This is a genomic window from Mammaliicoccus sp. G-M28 (genome assembly GCF_022386595.1).
In the GTDB taxonomy this organism is placed as follows: domain Bacteria; phylum Bacillota; class Bacilli; order Staphylococcales; family Staphylococcaceae; genus Mammaliicoccus; species Mammaliicoccus fleurettii.
The window spans coordinates 1-15,547 of the sequence record NZ_JAJNIF010000017.1 but is presented as its reverse complement, the minus strand read 5'-3'; the positions used below and the strand labels follow the sequence as shown (position 1 = coordinate 15,547).

Genomic DNA, 15,547 nt, shown 5'->3' with positions numbered 1-15,547 from the left:
TTTATCCGCCTCCGACAAATTCTAATAGTTCTAATCGATCTGACTCTCTAACGAGAATATTGCTAAATTGATCATTCTTTACAAGTGTGTCATTCCATTCAACTATAATTCTTTCTTGATCTAACTCTAGCGATTGGAGTAAATCAGACAAAGTTAATACTTCGTCGAAATTAAATTCATCTCCATTGATCATACATTTCATAACTGAACACTCCTTTTAACTTTAAAATCATCTAATAATGATGGTGCTTGATCGTTAACTATCCATTCAGAAAGTAACTTTCCAATGATAGGTGAAAGTAAAATACCATTTCTATAATGTCCAGTTACTAAGAAAAGACCATGATCTATTTCATCCATAATTGGCCATTCATTATGAGTGTATGGCCGAATACCAGACCATTTATGGATGATATTGCTTTCCTTTAATATTGGTATATATGATGTTGCTTGGTTAATTAACCACTTTTCTCCTTCAGCTGAAGTACCAACGGAATAGTCATCAAAATAACTTGTAGCTCCAACTAGGAATGTATTGTCTCGTTTAGGTACAATATAGCATCCATTCGTTATAAACAAAGTTTGTTTCAAACTAAGCTGTTCATTCTTTAACAACAATACTTCACCTTTAACCCCAGTTAATTTCGGCTCAATTTGATAGTCTTCTAATAGTTTATTACTCCATGCACCTCCTGCTACGACAACCTTTTTTGAGAACAAAATAGTATCTGAAGTATGAACTTTATAACAATCTTTTAAACGTTTGATTGCTTTAACTTCAGTGCTATATAATCGTTCAATCCCTTTATTGGTAATTGATTTTAATAATGCTTTTGTATATTTTGAAGCATTAATCTGACCGTCATCAGGGATGTATATAGCAGGATGCTTAAATTCAATTGTATGTTTAGAAAGATTGTCTAAATCCTTTTTGTTTAATGGTGTTACAGATCTATCTCGCTCATTTAAAAAATGATATTGTTCTGTTAAACATTCGACGTCTTCTTCTGAAGCGGCCATTTTGATTAATCCGTGTTCTTGATAATCTATATTAATGTTTGTTTCTTTATATAATTCATGGTTTAAAGCTTTAAAATAATCTCTTGAACGTAAAGCGAGTTGGTAAAGTGCTGTATCTTGAACAAATTCATTTTGAGCACCTAACATGCCACCTGCTTTATATGATGCATGTAAACCAGGGATATCACGATCAATTACTGCAATAGATAAATGTGCTTTGTCCATTAACTCACGTGCAATAGACATGCCGATTACACCGGAACCGACAATTATAACGTCATACATATGCATGCCACACCTTCCTTAAATGTTCTATTTCTTGAATGCTACAATCTCTGAAAAAGGAAATTGCACAAATTCCTTGAAAACCTGCTGGAAGTACTTTAAGTGAATCTTGATTGATACCACCAATAGCATAAATAGGGATATCAATCGAAGTTGCAATCTTGATTTCATCAACAGATTTAGGAATGAGACCTTCTTTTGAAGATGATTCAAAGACATGTCCGAAAAATACGAAATCTAAATGATGATGTTTAGCACGTTCAACACTATGAACAGAATGCGTCGACATACTAACTGAAATATGTGGATGAGACGCTTTATATAGAAAAGCTTGTTCGTCATTTTCTCGAAAATGAATAAAGTGTAAGTCATATAATTCAAGAACAGAAATATCTGTATGAACCATTAATTTGTCTCTAGGAAAACCATGAGTTAACAAATAATCGATCGCGTTACATAATAAATCGCGACTCATAGGAACTCTAAGCAATAATAAGTCAATATCATTTGAAATCTCTATATAATGATTTAAGTCATCATTAACTAAATGCTTGTACGGTGAAATGGCTATAAACAATTGAATCACTCCAAATAAAAAAGCGCTATTTTTCCATATATAGAAAAATAGCGCAAAAATTAGCTTCTTTAGATACGCCACTTTCCTACGCCAGTATGAACTGGATCAGGTTCTGGGAATCCTAAAGTCGCTACTTTAGTCTCAGCCTCTAATAAGGCACTTCCAGTGGTCTGTTATTTAATTATTAATTTCATTGTACATATAATAGTCTGAATGTTCAAATAGAAAATTAAAATAACACGAGTTTAATAAAAATAATAAAGGGAATTAAAACAAATAATAACTAGTTTCTCTTTATACGTATGAATAAAAATGCTACATGATTTTATATCATAAAAGGTGGGATGAGAGATGGGTACACTTTTATTTATCATTGCATTACTTATAATCGTAATTTTATATCTCATAGTTAGAATGAAATATATATCAGACTTTAACAAAAGAAGAACAGTACGTAAAAGAGAACAAAGATTAAAAGAACTTATTAACTCAGCATTCAAAATCGATAGGTTACAATTAATCGAAGAACGGAAAGCAGATATTAAATTAAAATATAATAAAAGAGCGATAGCCGTTAAACGAGAACAAATCAAAAAGGTAGATTCAAGTGACGAAGAAAGAATTGAGATTAAATATGAATTGCCAGATGGTATAACTAAAGAAGAAATCTTTGATTTTATAATAGAAAATAGTAACTTCTATATTACTGAAGAACGCTATAATAATTTAAAAACTCAAACAGAGTAATTGAATGGAGGCTATTATGATGAATCCTGTAGTCAAAGTATATACAAATGAAAAAGATTTAGAAACAGACGTCAATACATTAAAAGACCAAGGCATTAGCCAAAAAGACATTTATATACTCTCATCAGACGAAGCACACACAGCAGAAATCGTAGAGCAAACAGAATTAGAAAATATCAATTACAATAGAAAAGATATTGGTGGATATTCTTATAAAGAAGATGAATTTCTAAGGAAGTTAGAAATACTTAATATAACTGAAATAGAAGCAGAAAAATATATAAAAGAAATAAAACAAGGAAAAGTATTACTGATCGTAACAGATCAAAGAATAAAAGGCGTATTAAAATAACGTCGTTATAAACATACTAAACCCCAGCAGACACAAAAGTCATGCTGGGTTTTTAGTATCTATAGCATTCAAAATTAAGAAGCTAAAGCATCAATTACATAAAATATACCGAACAATATAAACATAAAAGCAATCATGAATGAAATAAATACCGCAGCAAGAAGCGGGTTGAATAATAAAACAATACCTGCAAAAATACCAACAATATTTAAAATAATAGATAAAGTATGAAAACCTTTGTTAGATTTCTCGATAGGCGTAACAGTAAAAATAGCGACAATATTATTAATAATAAACCAAATCGCAAAAATATAAATTAAGAAAACAGAACTCTCAGCAGAATTGAACATAACAACAAGACCGAAAATAATATTAATCACACCAAGAACAATCGTCCAACCATTCGGTATCCCCATCATTTTCTTACCCGCACGTCTAAAACTAATCTCTAGCACACCACTAATAACAGAGAATAAACCAATCAACCACGTAATAGTATAAAAATTCTCAAGCGGAAAACTGAAAATAACAATACCAATAATTAAAAACAAAGCACCCATCACAAAACTCGGCCACTTAAATCTATTCGTTTGTTGAGCCATAATATAACCTCCTAAAAATATGTAATGAGTATAGTATAAAACGATAAGGGAGTAAGGGGAAGTTTTCTGAGTAAGGTTTTGTACAAATTTATTGTACAATGTTGAAGATAAGATTTTTTGTAACTATTTGATTCATCTAGAAAGGCAAGAATTTAAATCACAAGAGAACCATAAAGTATCCAATAGTAAGATTAAAGAAGCAGTTTACAAAATATTGTTTGAAAAATAATATAAGTTTAGATAGATTTAACGATAAAAGAAAATATTATAGTTAATTTGGAATTGTATATTTCTTTATAATATGTAAGTATAAAGTTAAATGATTGTGATTATCATCATTATATTTATGTGTATTAATAGTGAAATCTATATGATGAATTAAGAACATATGTTTGTGTTTGGTTTGTAATTATAATATAATATTTAATGATATAATTACATGTAAAAAATTAAATAGGTATAAGCATGAGGTGATATGTAAATGAATAAAAATGTAATAGATTTATTTTGTGGTTGTGGTGGATTGAGCGAAGGTTTTAAATTGGCTGGTTATAATATTATAGGTGGAATAGATGTGAACCAGGATGCAATAAATACATTTAACCATAATTTTCCTGAAGCAAGAGGAGTTTGTTTAGATTTAATTAATTTAACAAATGAGGATATTCTAAACGACTTTCAGGATTATCTTAAAGCAGATGTAATAATAGGTGGACCTCCATGTCAGGGCTTCTCTTCCGCAAATAGATGGCAAAAAGAATTAGATGATGATAGAAATAAACTTTTTTTTGAATTTGTTAAATTTGTTGACATAATAAGACCTAAAGTAGTATTGATTGAAAATGTTAGAGGAATTATAACATCAAATAATGGTGCTGCTAAAAAAAGAATTTATGAAATTTTTGAAGAACGAGGTTACAAAGTTACTCATAAAATTATGAATTCATCTGAATATGGTGTTCCTCAAAAGAGAGTTAGGAATTTTTTTGTTATGAGTCAAGAAAATTTTGATTTTGATAAAATACAAAAAACTATAGGTACAACTGTATATGATTCTATTGGTGAATTGTATGAATTAGAAAGCGAGGAACTAGGAAAATCAGAATATTTATTAGAAATGGAAGCTAAAACAAGCTACCAAAAATATCTAAGAAACTCAGAAAACAAAATATTAAACCATGAGATAAAATATCCTGCAGAAATAGTCCAAGAAAGAATCAAAAAAGTACCACAGGGTGGGAATTGGAGAGATATACCTGTTGAGATGTTTGCAAATGCTCGTAATAACAGACATTCTTCGGCATATAAACGATTAGATGAAAATGACTTTTCCGTAACAATTGATACTGGAAATTCTCATAGCAATTATTTTCATCCAATTTACAATAGAATACCAACTGTAAGAGAAGCGGCAAGATTACAATCATTTTCAGATGATTTTATATTTTTAGGTGGTAGAACGTCTCAATATAGACAAGTAGGAAACGCGGTACCACCATTATTATCTAAAGCAATTGCTAATGAATTGAAAGAGGTTTTAAAAATTGAATGAATATAAAATAATGGATTTGTTTTGCGGAGCAGGAGGACTAAGTAAGGGTTTTGAAGAGGCTGGATTTAAAATAGAATTAGCTATAGATATGTGGGAAGATGCAATAAAAACATATAATTATAATCATAAAAACAATGTTGCAAAATGCATGAATATACATGAACTAACTAATGAATACTTAGATGAAGTATCAAATGAAATAACAGGAATTATAGGCGGTCCCCCTTGTCAAGGATACAGTACTGTGGGGACAAGAGACGTGGATGATCCGAGAAACCACTTATATAAGGAGTATTATAGAGTTGTTAAAAAAGTTAGACCTAAGTTTTTTGTAATAGAAAATGTTAAAGGATTATTAACTCTAAACAAAGGATCTTTTAAAGATGATATAATAAAACATTTTACTGAATTAGGATATAATGTTGAGTATAAATTATTGAATGCTTCAGATTATGGCGTTCCTCAAAATAGAAACAGAGTGTTTTTTGTTGGTATAAAAGAAGAAGCTTTCAAATTTCCTCTTCCTTTGTCACATAAGATTACAACGGAAGAAGCACTATCCGATCTTCCTTCACTAGATATAATTGATTTGTTTTCAGGATTATATAGATTTGAACCTCAAAACGAATACCAAAATTATATGCGAGTTAAATCTAAAACAGTGAACAATCATGAACCTACTAAACATGCAGAAAAAACTATTGAAATTATATCGATGATACCGGATGGTGGAAAAATTACGGATTTATCAAAAGAATATTGGGAAATAAGAAAGTATAATAAAGCTTTTCAAAGAATGAATAGCAAGTTGCCATCTAATACTATAGATACTGGTCATAGAAACTATTTTCATTATAAAGAAAACAGAGTACCATCAGTTAGAGAAAGTGCTAGATTACAATCTTTCACTGATGATTTTATATTTTTGGGTTCTAAAACAAGTCAATATAAACAAGTGGGTAATGCAGTACCACCTTTATTAGCTTATTATGTAGCAAATGAAATTAAAAAGTTTTTAAAATAAAATCGGGTAATTAATCCGATTTTATTTTATATCTATTTATGAAAATAAAGGGGATAAAAATATGGTTAAAGTTCAATTAAATGGAGTAAGTAATCCTGGTTGGTATTTTACTGTTGTTAGGTTACAACAATTAAATCAATTATATGAATGGATAATCAATAATTTTGAAGAGGAGTTTACATATAAAGAAATTCAAAATCGAATAGAATCTGATAATAAAATATTAGATGGTAGTAAAATAAGAATGTTCTTTCCTTGGTTAAAAAGATATGGATTATTCGAATATACAAATAAATTGATAGTAATAAGTGATTTATTAACACCATTAGGAGAACAATTTTTTGTTTTTAATAAAATATATTTAGAACTATACAAAACTAAAGATGAAAAAATAAAAGGTACTTTAAATAAAATCCTTGAAGATTTTCTATGTCAATTTTTTATTAATTTATTAACAAGTGATAAATCATTGATCTATAAAAAATGTGTTGATTATATAAATAATAATCAAGAACTTAATTTTAACCAATTTCATATTTTAACTAATAGTATAGAAGAAAATAAAAGTGAAGAATGGGTTAATGAAATGATTAAATTAGAAAATAAAGATGATCTCCATGTAGAAATCAAAAAAAATCCTAATAGCTGGAAATATAATATGGAATTATTAAGTAATGCAGGACTTATATATTTTGATAAGAATAAAATATATCCAACAGAAAAGTTTTCAAAAGTTATGGGAGGTTATGAAGATGTCATATAAGATGAAAAATGATATTAAAAAAAATTTCTTAGTGCTTGAAGAATTATTAGGAATTGATAATTATGGAAATGATTCAAATAATGAAAATCATTTATATAATATAGAAACAAACTTAATAGGTGGAAAAAATAAAATTTATTATGGTGCTCCGGGCACAGGTAAATCTTATAAAGTTGATCTTGAATACCCTGGTTATAAGAGAGTTACATTTCACCCAGAATATACATATTACGATTTCATTGGTGGTTTAAGACCTACACAGGAAGAAGAAAGTGGGAATATCAAATATGAATTTGTTCCCGGGCCGTTTACAGATAGTTTAATTAACGCAATTTTTGACGGTAATCATCATCATGGTATTATTATTGAGGAATTAAATAGAGCTAATACGGCTGCTGTATTCGGAGATGTTTTTCAATTGTTAGATAGAGATGAAGATGGAAAGAGTAAGTATTCTATAACTAATAAAGAAATAAGTGACTATATTAAAAAAACTAAAGGTGTATATATCAAAGAAATAATTATACCTTCAAACTTTAGTTTAATAGCTACAATGAATAGTGCTGACCAGGGTGTTAATGTGTTAGATAGTGCATTTAAAAGAAGGTGGCAATTTGAATATACACCTATTAATTTTAATGCTCCTGATTTAGAAAATGTAATAATTGCAGGTTTTAATGTACCATGGATTAAATTTGGTAAAATTTTAAATAACTTTTTGTCAGAAAATGGTATTCATGAAGATAGATTAATAGGTCAAAGGTTTATTACAAAAAAAGAAATCGTAGACAAAGACTTAGTTGCATCAAAATTATTAATTTATTTATGGGATGATGTCTTTAGATATAACAGAAAAGTAATATTTAAAGAGCATAATATTTTTTCAAACCTAATTGAAGATTATAAGAATAATGGTATTGACTGTTTTGTTTCTAAATTAGCTAGTCAATTTAAAGATCAACCAATTAATAATGAAAAGATAAGTGAAAATAAAATAGAATATTCATCGGTAGATGAGGGAATAAACGATGATTAGATTTGAATCATTTATTGAAGGACAGAGATATTTTAAAAAAAATATACCAAATGAATTTATAGATAGTGGTTATTTCAATTTAAATAAAGATAAAACAGTCACATCTAAAGTATGTGGGATTTCTATAACAAATAACCAAACTTATTTGTTTTTACCTAAAGGAGTTAATAAAAATCTTGGAAGTGATCGTAAGTTAAAATTAGCTAGAAAAGTATTTAAATCATTATTAAAATATAAAGATACAATTAGGTTATCACATGAAGAGAATGAATGGTTAGGTAAAGAAAATAGTGAAATAGAATCTATTGATAATATTGGTTGGCTAATAAATGACTATTTTAATCATGGTTTATATAAAGAAGAATATAAAAAAGAAGAAAATAATGGTAATGGAAGAATTGATTGGGCTAGAACAATTAAATTGAAATTACCTATTGTAAATAATTCCGAATTTTTATATTTAGATTTAATAACAAATAAAAATCAAATAAACAATAACTCAATTATTTCTGCTATTCATAATAATATTATCTTTGAATGTTGTAATAATTTTGGTTGGTTATATGATAAAAAAGCTAATATAAATAAGATTGATTTACATTTGACTATTGAAGAACAAATAATAGTGCTTAAACGAAATCTTAGAGAAACTTTCTCAGGTTATCAAGTTGATCTATTGCAAAAAATGATTATTTATTTAGAAGTAGTTAAAAATGGTTCGATAGAATTTAATTTACTTACACCATATTATTATTATATATGGGAAGTAATGATTAAAAATGCGATGAAGCATAACGATAAACTACAGAATTATGTACCTAAACCTTATTGGGACATTAATGGTGAAATTTATAAAACAAAGCAAATACCAGATGTATTAATAGATAAAGGTACAAACTTAATAATTATTGATGCAAAATATTATTCAATAATCACAAATGAAGTTAGGAAATTTCCAGGTTGGGAAAGTGTAGTAAAACAAATGTATTATAATTTGTCATTAAATGGTTCATATGATAATATTCAAAATATATTTTTTATGCCTGAAACAATTTTAAGTGAATATAAGTATATTGGTAAAACTGCAGTACAAGGCAAAGAAGATATCTTTGGTTACGTTTATGCATATTCGATAAATTTGGATATAGTATTAAAATCTTATTTAGACGAGATAAATTTAGAACACATCCTTAACAATATAATTAGCCATCAAAAATCATTGAATTATAAAGAATCAAGTAATAAAAATTCAGAATAAAATAATATTCTTACTGTAAATTTAAATAAAGTTTTTTAGATTGTCGACAAACTCACTTAAAATGAAATAGTTAGCAGTCTTTTTTACTTACACTTTGCATAGGAAAGGTATGAACCTCAATTTTATTCATTTGTTTTATGGTATAGGTAAAAAAGGTGTTTTATTTTGGCAAATTGTAAGGTTTATTCAAAATACTGTCCCTAAATTTATATTACTTGAAAATGTTGATAGGTTATTAAAATCACCTTCTAGCCAAAGAGGAAGAGATTTTTCTGTTATGTTATCTACTCTAAATGAATTAGGTTATGATATAGAGTGGAGAGTAATTAATGCAGCTGATTATGGTAATAGTCAAAGACGAAGAAGAGTATTTATATTCGGATATAAAAGAGACTTATCATATGGATTATTAATGCAAAATAAAAGTTTAGAAGACATTATCTATGCAGAGGGCCTGTTTGCAAAAGCATTTCCAGTAGAGAAAGAGCCGAATAAAAATAGAGTTGCTTCTACTAAAATATCTGAAGATATAGTTGAGGTTTCAAATAATTTTAGCTTTACTTATTATAATTCTGGAATAATGAAGAATGGAGAAGTTCATACTATTGATACAATTCCAGTATATGAAGAATCTATACCTTTAGGGGCAATATTAGAAAAAGAAGTAGATTCAAGTTACTATTTAAATGACGATCATGTCGAGAAGTTTAAATATTTAAGAGGACCTAAAAAGATTAAAAGAACTTCAAAAACAGGTCATGAATATTACTTTTCAGAAGGTGGTATGTCTGAAACTGATTCATTAGATCTACCAGCAAGAACGATGTTAACTAGTGAAGGCTCTGTTAATAGAAGTACTCATTTAATTAATAATGATGATAAATATCGTATTTTAACGCCTATAGAGGCTGAAAGATTAAATGATTTTCCTGATGATTGGACAAGCACTATGACTGATAGAATGAGATATTTTTGTATGGGTAATGCTTTAGTAGTTCCTTTAGTAACAAGAATCGCTAATCAAATAGAAATAATTAATTCTACATCTGAAGACACACATTCTCAGTTGAAATTATTTTAATTTTAAGACACGACATTTTTAATGTTGTGTCTTAATTTTTTTGTATTATGAGTTTATAAAATTTAAGCATAAACACATTTGTCCTCTTATAAAACCTAGATAAATCAAGGACTCTAACGTATCTTTAAAATATTATATAAAAAGTTTATAAAAAATAGTTGACATTAAAATCAGATTATATATAATATAAGTGTAACCTATAATTCACTCTTGAACAGGAGGATGTATGTATAAAGTAATTAAGTTAGAGCTTTGTGACTTAGAGGGATACATCACTGATGGTAAAGGTGGCGTATCGAGAACTGAAGAATATGTGGTTCCTGAAGATTTAAGTGTTAATGATTTATTAGGTGGTATTGAGGAGAGATATGGGGAGTCTCTTAGCGATAATACTGAGTTTTTCAATTCGGTATTTATTCTAGCTACCGTTAAGAAACATGTAGATAACAAATCTTTGCTTGTATTAAAGCAAAGTTCAACTTCTCTCAATGCTAGTGTTTGTAGAATTAACGAAATTTGCCTGTATTTAGACAAGGATTACCATAATACAAGGTATTTAAATAATCATCAAGAATGTGATTAGCTATTAATTTTGTAAATGTATTAGAAAAATAGGATTTTGTAATGTAGTAAAAAGATTATATAGATTTTGTATTTGAATGGTTCCTTCCTAATAGCTTCGATTTAGTAATACTCTCTTTTTTAATTTCTCATATATAGATAAACAGTTAATTTAATAGAGTGCGTACATTTCTTCAAGGATATGGTGGTTTATAGGTTACATAGAGTTTGGTATACTCTAGGGATTTCTGAGAAGAATTATAGGTTGAATTATTTTTAGTATTTCATATGATCAACAACGTTTATTAGAATTTAGTTCTAATTTAATATAGTATTATCCTAATTGAATGTTAGGAAGGTTACTTTTTGATTTTTGTGTGTTTCCTTTCTGGGGAAATTTTAGAGTGAAAAAGGGCTGAGAAGGCTGAGACAATTTTTGTCTCAGCCTGTTTTTATACATATTTTTAGATTTGTATTATGTTTCCTTACATATTTTTAAGTTTTGTATTTATTTTCTTACTTTGTTGAGCGTTGAATATTAAGAATATGAACCATATGACAAGAAAGATAAGTGTGAATATTGTAAGTGCGCCAATTAAGGGTTCTGGTTGTAGTGGTACCCAATGGTTTATTGTTGAGAGGATAAAGAATGCTATTACGCTTCCTCCTAAATGGATGATCAGTTTAATTGGTAATGGTAGGTTATCAAACGCATAAACGATTGGTAAGAATCCACAAATGGCACCAAATAAATAAACACTTATGACATCCAGAAAATCGATTGTAACGTTAAATATAGCGATGAATATGAGCATGATACTACTTCCTATACCAATGCCTTGTAAGGTAGATTTTAATATTTTATTCATAATTTTCCCTCCTTATATTCCTAATGCTTTATTTAAATTTTTAACGTATCTTCTTGATATTGTTACTTTTTTATTATTGATAAGTGTTCCAAACAAGTTTCCTGAAAATGATGGAGATACTTTTGTTATATGTTCTATGTTTACAATGGAGGATTTACTAATTTGCACGAACTTGTGACTTGGTAAAGTTTGCTGTAACGCATTGAGTGACATTCTAGTTGTGATGGTTTCTTCAGTTGTTGTAATGCTAAGTTGTTTATCAAATATTTCTGCAAATATAATATTAGCTTTAATAACGAGTGATACACCTTGAGATGTTTTGATGCCTATTTTGTCGGAAGGTGATTCATATTGTTGTATATAGTTTAATAGGTTGTTACCAATTTCTTGTTCATATGTGCTAATGGTGACGTCGGTTAGCGTTTTAGTTGAGTCAATTTGTAAGTGTACATTGAATTGATCTTTCATAGCCATTGCCTCCTTTGGTTATATAGTATGTGTTTTATTCTATTTTGTCAGTAGTTATAGCATAACCGGTTTGATTGAGGGTGTGAGTGGTTGAGAGGGGTATGTATTGTAAAAAAGCTTCCTTTACTTTCACTAATTGTGACTTATAAAGGAAGCTTTTGTTTATATTTTTAGCATGCTACGGAAACCTCTTGCTCCATAATATGAATCAGCTCCGTTGTGATAGGTGAACACTGTATCGTAGCGTAAATCACAGAATATAGCACCGCCAAGGTTTCTTATTTTGTCTGGAGTTTCTACCCAGCTAGATGATTTTTTATCAAATTCTCCAAGTGTTTGAAGATGTCTGTATTGTTCTTCAGTAAGTAAACTAACTTTCATTTCATTTACCATATCTATAGCACTTGTTTCCGGTTTATGTTTCTTTCTAGATTCTAGTGCTTCTCTGTCATAACATACGCTCCTACGACCTTTAGGACTTTCTTTTGAACAATCTACAAAAAGATATTGATCATCTTCAGACCCAATAACATCAGGTTCTCCTTCAGTTCGTTCCATTTCATTAAGTGACCATAACTGTTCTGGATTAGATTGTAATCGACTTTCTACGTCAGACCACTCTATGTTTTCATGACGTTCTGGGAATTTTTCAAAACGTTTTTTCAATGTTTCAATAAGCTCTGTTTGTTCTTCTTGTGTTAGTTGTTGAGATGTCATATGAATACCCCTTTTTCTTTTATTTTAGCAAAATATAACTTTAATGAAAGTAATATGTAAATCATCATCAAGGAGCAATCATCAAATGTCTAATAGATTAATAAAACAAATAACGGTAAGATTATTGAGCTTATAAGCGCTGTTAGTATCATCCCGATAGAACTAAATGCAGCTGACTCAATATCAGTTTCTAATATTTTAGCAGTTCCTATGGCATGTGATGCATTTCCATATGTCAGTCCTTTTGCTATGGAAGTTTGAAAGTTAGCAAGCTTGATTAAATATGAGCCTAATATGCTTCCGATAAGTCCTGTCCCGATAATAAAGAGTACTGCTAAACTGTCTATTCCAGCAATTTGTTGTGATACTTGAACACCGACTGCAGCTGTAATGGATCTAGGTAATAAAGATGCTATCATTTCTTTTGAATAACCTAGAATATTCAATGTTGTAAATATTAATATGATATTGATAGCTATGCCGACAAGCACGCTAGTTATAATGACTTTGAAATGTTTCACAATCATTCTTCTATATAAGTATAAAGGATAAGCTAAGCATACAACTGTGCAGTTTAAAAAGTTATATATCCATTTACCGCCAGTCATATAGTCTTGATAATCATAATTTAACATAATAAGTACAAATATTATTACAATAGAAGAAACGAGTGCTGGATGGAGAATTGCGATTTTAAATTTCTTTTGAATATACAATGCAAATATGTACGTGATGACTGTTAAAAGAATCATGAATAATGTTTTTAAAATCATGATTTATCACCACTTTCTTCTATACTATTAGATTTTGTCATTTTTTCTGCAACGTATCCGGAACAAAGTGCAACGATACAAGTACTTGCTATAACTAAAATAATTAAGAAGATAAACTGAGAATTAAATTGTTCAACTAAATCCATTGCACCAACAATAGAAGGAATAAAGAAAAAGATCATTGTGCTTAATAGTAAGTTTGCACCATCTTTTATCCACTCTTCTTTAATAATATTGAACTGCAGTAACAAGAATAGTGTAGCAAGACCTATAATACTGCCAGCAATCGGAATGTCTAGAATTTGCTGAATCCAGCTACCAAATATTGTGATTAAATATATGATGCATATTTGAAAGATGACTTTAATAAACTTTGAAATCATAGTAAACAAACCCTTTATTAAAAATTTAAGATGGCTTTAACGTCATCTGAGTATATATTATTTAATTATAGAACTGATTCAGTTAATTTGAAATGTTATTTATATTATGTGGTTTCTCTTTTTCTTTTTAAAATTAAGAGAAGAATATTTAAATGATAGAAGATACGCAATGTTAGATGAAGAATTAAAGGTTATAGATAAGTATTACTTATAAGAACTAGCAAGTTATAAAAGTTTAATTTAACAAAAGGCTTTACAATTTATAACTTATAATGTATAGTAAGTATCAAGTGATATTTCGAGATTAAATTAATTGGTAGTTTTATTCATTGTTAATGAAAGTCCATTTAAGTTTGAAGATTGATTATTGCAAATATATCGTGCAAAAGCACACAGGAGGACTTTTATATGAATAAAGGTACAGTAAAATGGTTTAACGCAGAAAAAGGTTATGGTTTCATCGAAGGAGAAAATGGTAACGACGTATTCGTACATTTCTCATCAATCCAAACTGAAGGTTACAAATCATTAGACGAAGGCGCTTCAGTTACATTTGATATCGAAGAAGGCCAACGTGGACCTCAAGCGGTTAACGTTAACAAAAACTAATATTAAATTATTAGCTTAACACCTCATAACATTGTTATGAGGTGTTTTTTTGTTTTTATAATATAAATTATTTAACTATTCTGAATATAATCGTTAGCATTATAGTCGGTGAAATGGTTAAATTAATATAACAACATATAGGAGGTAATCGTTATGACAACAATTCAACATTTAACTGTAGGAAATAAAGAAGCAAATATAACAGTAGAAGTATTTATAAATTTTGCATGTCCATATTGTTCTCATTATTTTGCAGCAGCAGATGAAGTGTTAAAACCTTATATTAATGATGGAAGTGTTCAATATATTATTAAACACTTTGATAAGACTAAGCAAAGACTGCTAAAAGGTACTGTCGCTAATATTTATCTGGATTATAATGACCCTGAAGAAACATTTGAGATTATACGTCACCTATATGGAACACAAGAAGAATGGACATTGAATTTTGAGACGATAGAAAGAAAAATGGAGCAGGAGCTCGCTTTATCCCCACAAAAAAATGCAGATGATCGATCACTTGCTATACATCAAGAAACCTTTGAAAGAGGCATTACTGGAGTGCCTTCAGTCTTCATAAATGGTGAAAAATTTGAATTTAATCCAACTGAAGACGATAAAGCAACAATAAAAGAAAAATTGGAAAAAGCACTACAAAGTTAAAAATTAAGTGTAGATATTTATTTTGGAAGAGAGGCTGGGACAAATTATTTGTCCCAGCCTCTTAGTCGTAGGTGAGCTATATTCACACAAGTCGAGAGAAGTGTAAGTAAGGCTATCTATATTCACACAAGTCGAGAGAAGTGTAAGTAAGGCTATCTATATTCACACAAGTCGAGAGAAGTGTAAGTAAGGCTATCTATATTCACA

General features: G+C 28.8%; 19 protein-coding genes, 1 pseudogene and 1 riboswitch. Of the genes and pseudogenes, 11 read left to right on the top strand and 9 right to left on the bottom strand.

All coding sequences use genetic code 11. The annotated features are described in order from the left end of the window. Position 1: 1 nt before the first annotated feature. Genes thiS through LQ609_RS11435 form a run of 3 tightly spaced genes read right to left on the bottom strand, consistent with a single transcriptional unit; the run spans position 2 to position 1,891 of the window. Positions 2 to 202: a sulfur carrier protein ThiS gene (gene thiS, locus LQ609_RS11445; RefSeq protein WP_107509365.1), complete on the bottom strand. Its 201-nt coding sequence runs from the start codon at positions 200 to 202 to the stop codon at positions 2 to 4. Beyond that, complete coding sequence (locus LQ609_RS11440) at positions 199 to 1,305, bottom strand: NAD(P)/FAD-dependent oxidoreductase (RefSeq protein WP_208143552.1); 1,107 nt, start codon at positions 1,303 to 1,305, stop codon at positions 199 to 201. Before LQ609_RS11440 ends, thiS begins: the two co-directional genes overlap by 4 nt. Next, positions 1,298 to 1,891, bottom strand: coding sequence for a thiamine phosphate synthase (locus tag LQ609_RS11435; protein ID WP_481817189.1), 594 nt, complete (start codon positions 1,889 to 1,891; stop codon positions 1,298 to 1,300). Before LQ609_RS11435 ends, LQ609_RS11440 begins: the two co-directional genes overlap by 8 nt. A 56-nt stretch (positions 1,892 to 1,947) precedes the next feature. Continuing rightward, a riboswitch (TPP riboswitch) is annotated at positions 1,948 to 2,056 on the bottom strand. Positions 2,057 to 2,233: 177 nt separating this feature from the next. On the opposite strand from LQ609_RS11435, the gene LQ609_RS11430 reads away from it, so the two are divergent. Together LQ609_RS11430 and LQ609_RS11425 are read left to right on the top strand one after the other, a co-directional pair. After that, complete coding sequence (locus LQ609_RS11430; protein ID WP_078358408.1) at positions 2,234 to 2,629, top strand: hypothetical protein; 396 nt, start codon at positions 2,234 to 2,236, stop codon at positions 2,627 to 2,629. 16 nt (positions 2,630 to 2,645) lie between these two features. After that, the gene (locus tag LQ609_RS11425; protein ID WP_239711057.1) at positions 2,646 to 2,981 is read left to right on the top strand and encodes a YflT domain-containing protein; all 336 of its coding nucleotides are present in this window, start codon (positions 2,646 to 2,648) and stop codon (positions 2,979 to 2,981) included. A 74-nt stretch (positions 2,982 to 3,055) separates the two neighbouring features. Here the strand turns inward: LQ609_RS11425 and LQ609_RS11420 are convergent, their stop codons facing one another. Further along, positions 3,056 to 3,583, bottom strand: coding sequence for an HdeD family acid-resistance protein (locus LQ609_RS11420; protein ID WP_239700429.1), 528 nt, complete (start codon positions 3,581 to 3,583; stop codon positions 3,056 to 3,058). A 481-nt stretch (positions 3,584 to 4,064) separates the two neighbouring features. Between LQ609_RS11420 and LQ609_RS11415 the strand changes: the two genes are divergently transcribed. From LQ609_RS11415 to LQ609_RS11385, 7 genes and pseudogenes are all read left to right on the top strand, one after another. Beyond that, positions 4,065 to 5,135, top strand: a complete 1,071-nt coding sequence (locus tag LQ609_RS11415; RefSeq protein WP_239734768.1) for a DNA cytosine methyltransferase — start codon at positions 4,065 to 4,067, stop codon at positions 5,133 to 5,135. Beyond that, positions 5,128 to 6,159, top strand: coding sequence for a DNA cytosine methyltransferase (locus LQ609_RS11410; protein WP_239734767.1), 1,032 nt, complete (start codon positions 5,128 to 5,130; stop codon positions 6,157 to 6,159). Before LQ609_RS11415 ends, LQ609_RS11410 begins: the two co-directional genes overlap by 8 nt. A gap of 61 nt (positions 6,160 to 6,220) precedes the next feature. Next, positions 6,221 to 6,922, top strand: coding sequence for a hypothetical protein (locus tag LQ609_RS11405; protein WP_239734766.1), 702 nt, complete (start codon positions 6,221 to 6,223; stop codon positions 6,920 to 6,922). After that, complete coding sequence (locus tag LQ609_RS11400; RefSeq protein ID WP_239734765.1) at positions 6,912 to 7,958, top strand: AAA family ATPase; 1,047 nt, start codon at positions 6,912 to 6,914, stop codon at positions 7,956 to 7,958. The genes LQ609_RS11405 and LQ609_RS11400 overlap by 11 nt, the downstream gene beginning before the upstream one ends. Continuing rightward, positions 7,951 to 9,216 carry an LlaJI family restriction endonuclease gene (locus LQ609_RS11395; protein WP_239734764.1) on the top strand — a complete coding sequence of 422 codons (1,266 nt, stop codon included), beginning with the start codon at positions 7,951 to 7,953 and terminating at the stop codon, positions 9,214 to 9,216. Before LQ609_RS11400 ends, LQ609_RS11395 begins: the two co-directional genes overlap by 8 nt. 145 nt (positions 9,217 to 9,361) lie before the next feature. After that, positions 9,362 to 10,297 (top strand): annotated as a pseudogene (gene dcm / locus LQ609_RS11390) (DNA (cytosine-5-)-methyltransferase); the annotation flags it as partial. Positions 10,298 to 10,523: 226 nt separating this feature from the next. Continuing rightward, the gene (locus LQ609_RS11385; RefSeq protein WP_078358405.1) at positions 10,524 to 10,880 is read left to right on the top strand and encodes a hypothetical protein; all 357 of its coding nucleotides are present in this window, start codon (positions 10,524 to 10,526) and stop codon (positions 10,878 to 10,880) included. Between the two features lie 463 nt (positions 10,881 to 11,343). Here the strand turns inward: LQ609_RS11385 and LQ609_RS11380 are convergent, their stop codons facing one another. The 5 genes from LQ609_RS11380 to LQ609_RS11360 all read right to left on the bottom strand — a co-directional run bounded on the left by LQ609_RS11380 (position 11,344) and on the right by LQ609_RS11360 (position 14,068). Beyond that, positions 11,344 to 11,727 carry a DUF3021 domain-containing protein gene (locus tag LQ609_RS11380; RefSeq protein WP_078358404.1) on the bottom strand — a complete coding sequence of 128 codons (384 nt, stop codon included), beginning with the start codon at positions 11,725 to 11,727 and terminating at the stop codon, positions 11,344 to 11,346. A 12-nt stretch (positions 11,728 to 11,739) separates the two neighbouring features. Then, complete coding sequence (locus tag LQ609_RS11375) at positions 11,740 to 12,195, bottom strand: LytTR family DNA-binding domain-containing protein (RefSeq protein WP_158079039.1); 456 nt, start codon at positions 12,193 to 12,195, stop codon at positions 11,740 to 11,742. 162 nt (positions 12,196 to 12,357) lie between these two features. Continuing rightward, positions 12,358 to 12,912, bottom strand: a complete 555-nt coding sequence (locus tag LQ609_RS11370; RefSeq protein ID WP_174221861.1) for a DUF4256 domain-containing protein — start codon at positions 12,910 to 12,912, stop codon at positions 12,358 to 12,360. Positions 12,913 to 13,001: 89 nt separating this feature from the next. Beyond that, positions 13,002 to 13,685 (bottom strand): LrgB family protein, encoded by a 684-nt coding sequence (locus LQ609_RS11365; RefSeq protein ID WP_239734763.1) that lies wholly within the window; start codon positions 13,683 to 13,685, stop codon positions 13,002 to 13,004. Next, on the bottom strand, positions 13,682 to 14,068 hold the full coding sequence (locus tag LQ609_RS11360) for a CidA/LrgA family protein (RefSeq protein WP_078358400.1): 387 nt from the start codon (positions 14,066 to 14,068) through the stop codon (positions 13,682 to 13,684). The genes LQ609_RS11365 and LQ609_RS11360 overlap by 4 nt, the downstream gene beginning before the upstream one ends. A 408-nt stretch (positions 14,069 to 14,476) precedes the next feature. Here LQ609_RS11360 and LQ609_RS11355 point away from each other — a divergent pair, with 408 nt between their 5' ends. Together LQ609_RS11355 and LQ609_RS11350 are read left to right on the top strand one after the other, a co-directional pair. After that, positions 14,477 to 14,677: a cold-shock protein gene (locus tag LQ609_RS11355; protein WP_016913015.1), complete on the top strand. Its 201-nt coding sequence runs from the start codon at positions 14,477 to 14,479 to the stop codon at positions 14,675 to 14,677. A gap of 153 nt (positions 14,678 to 14,830) precedes the next feature. Further along, positions 14,831 to 15,340, top strand: a complete 510-nt coding sequence (locus tag LQ609_RS11350; protein ID WP_078358399.1) for a thioredoxin domain-containing protein — start codon at positions 14,831 to 14,833, stop codon at positions 15,338 to 15,340. The last annotated feature ends 207 nt before the right edge of the window (positions 15,341 to 15,547 follow it).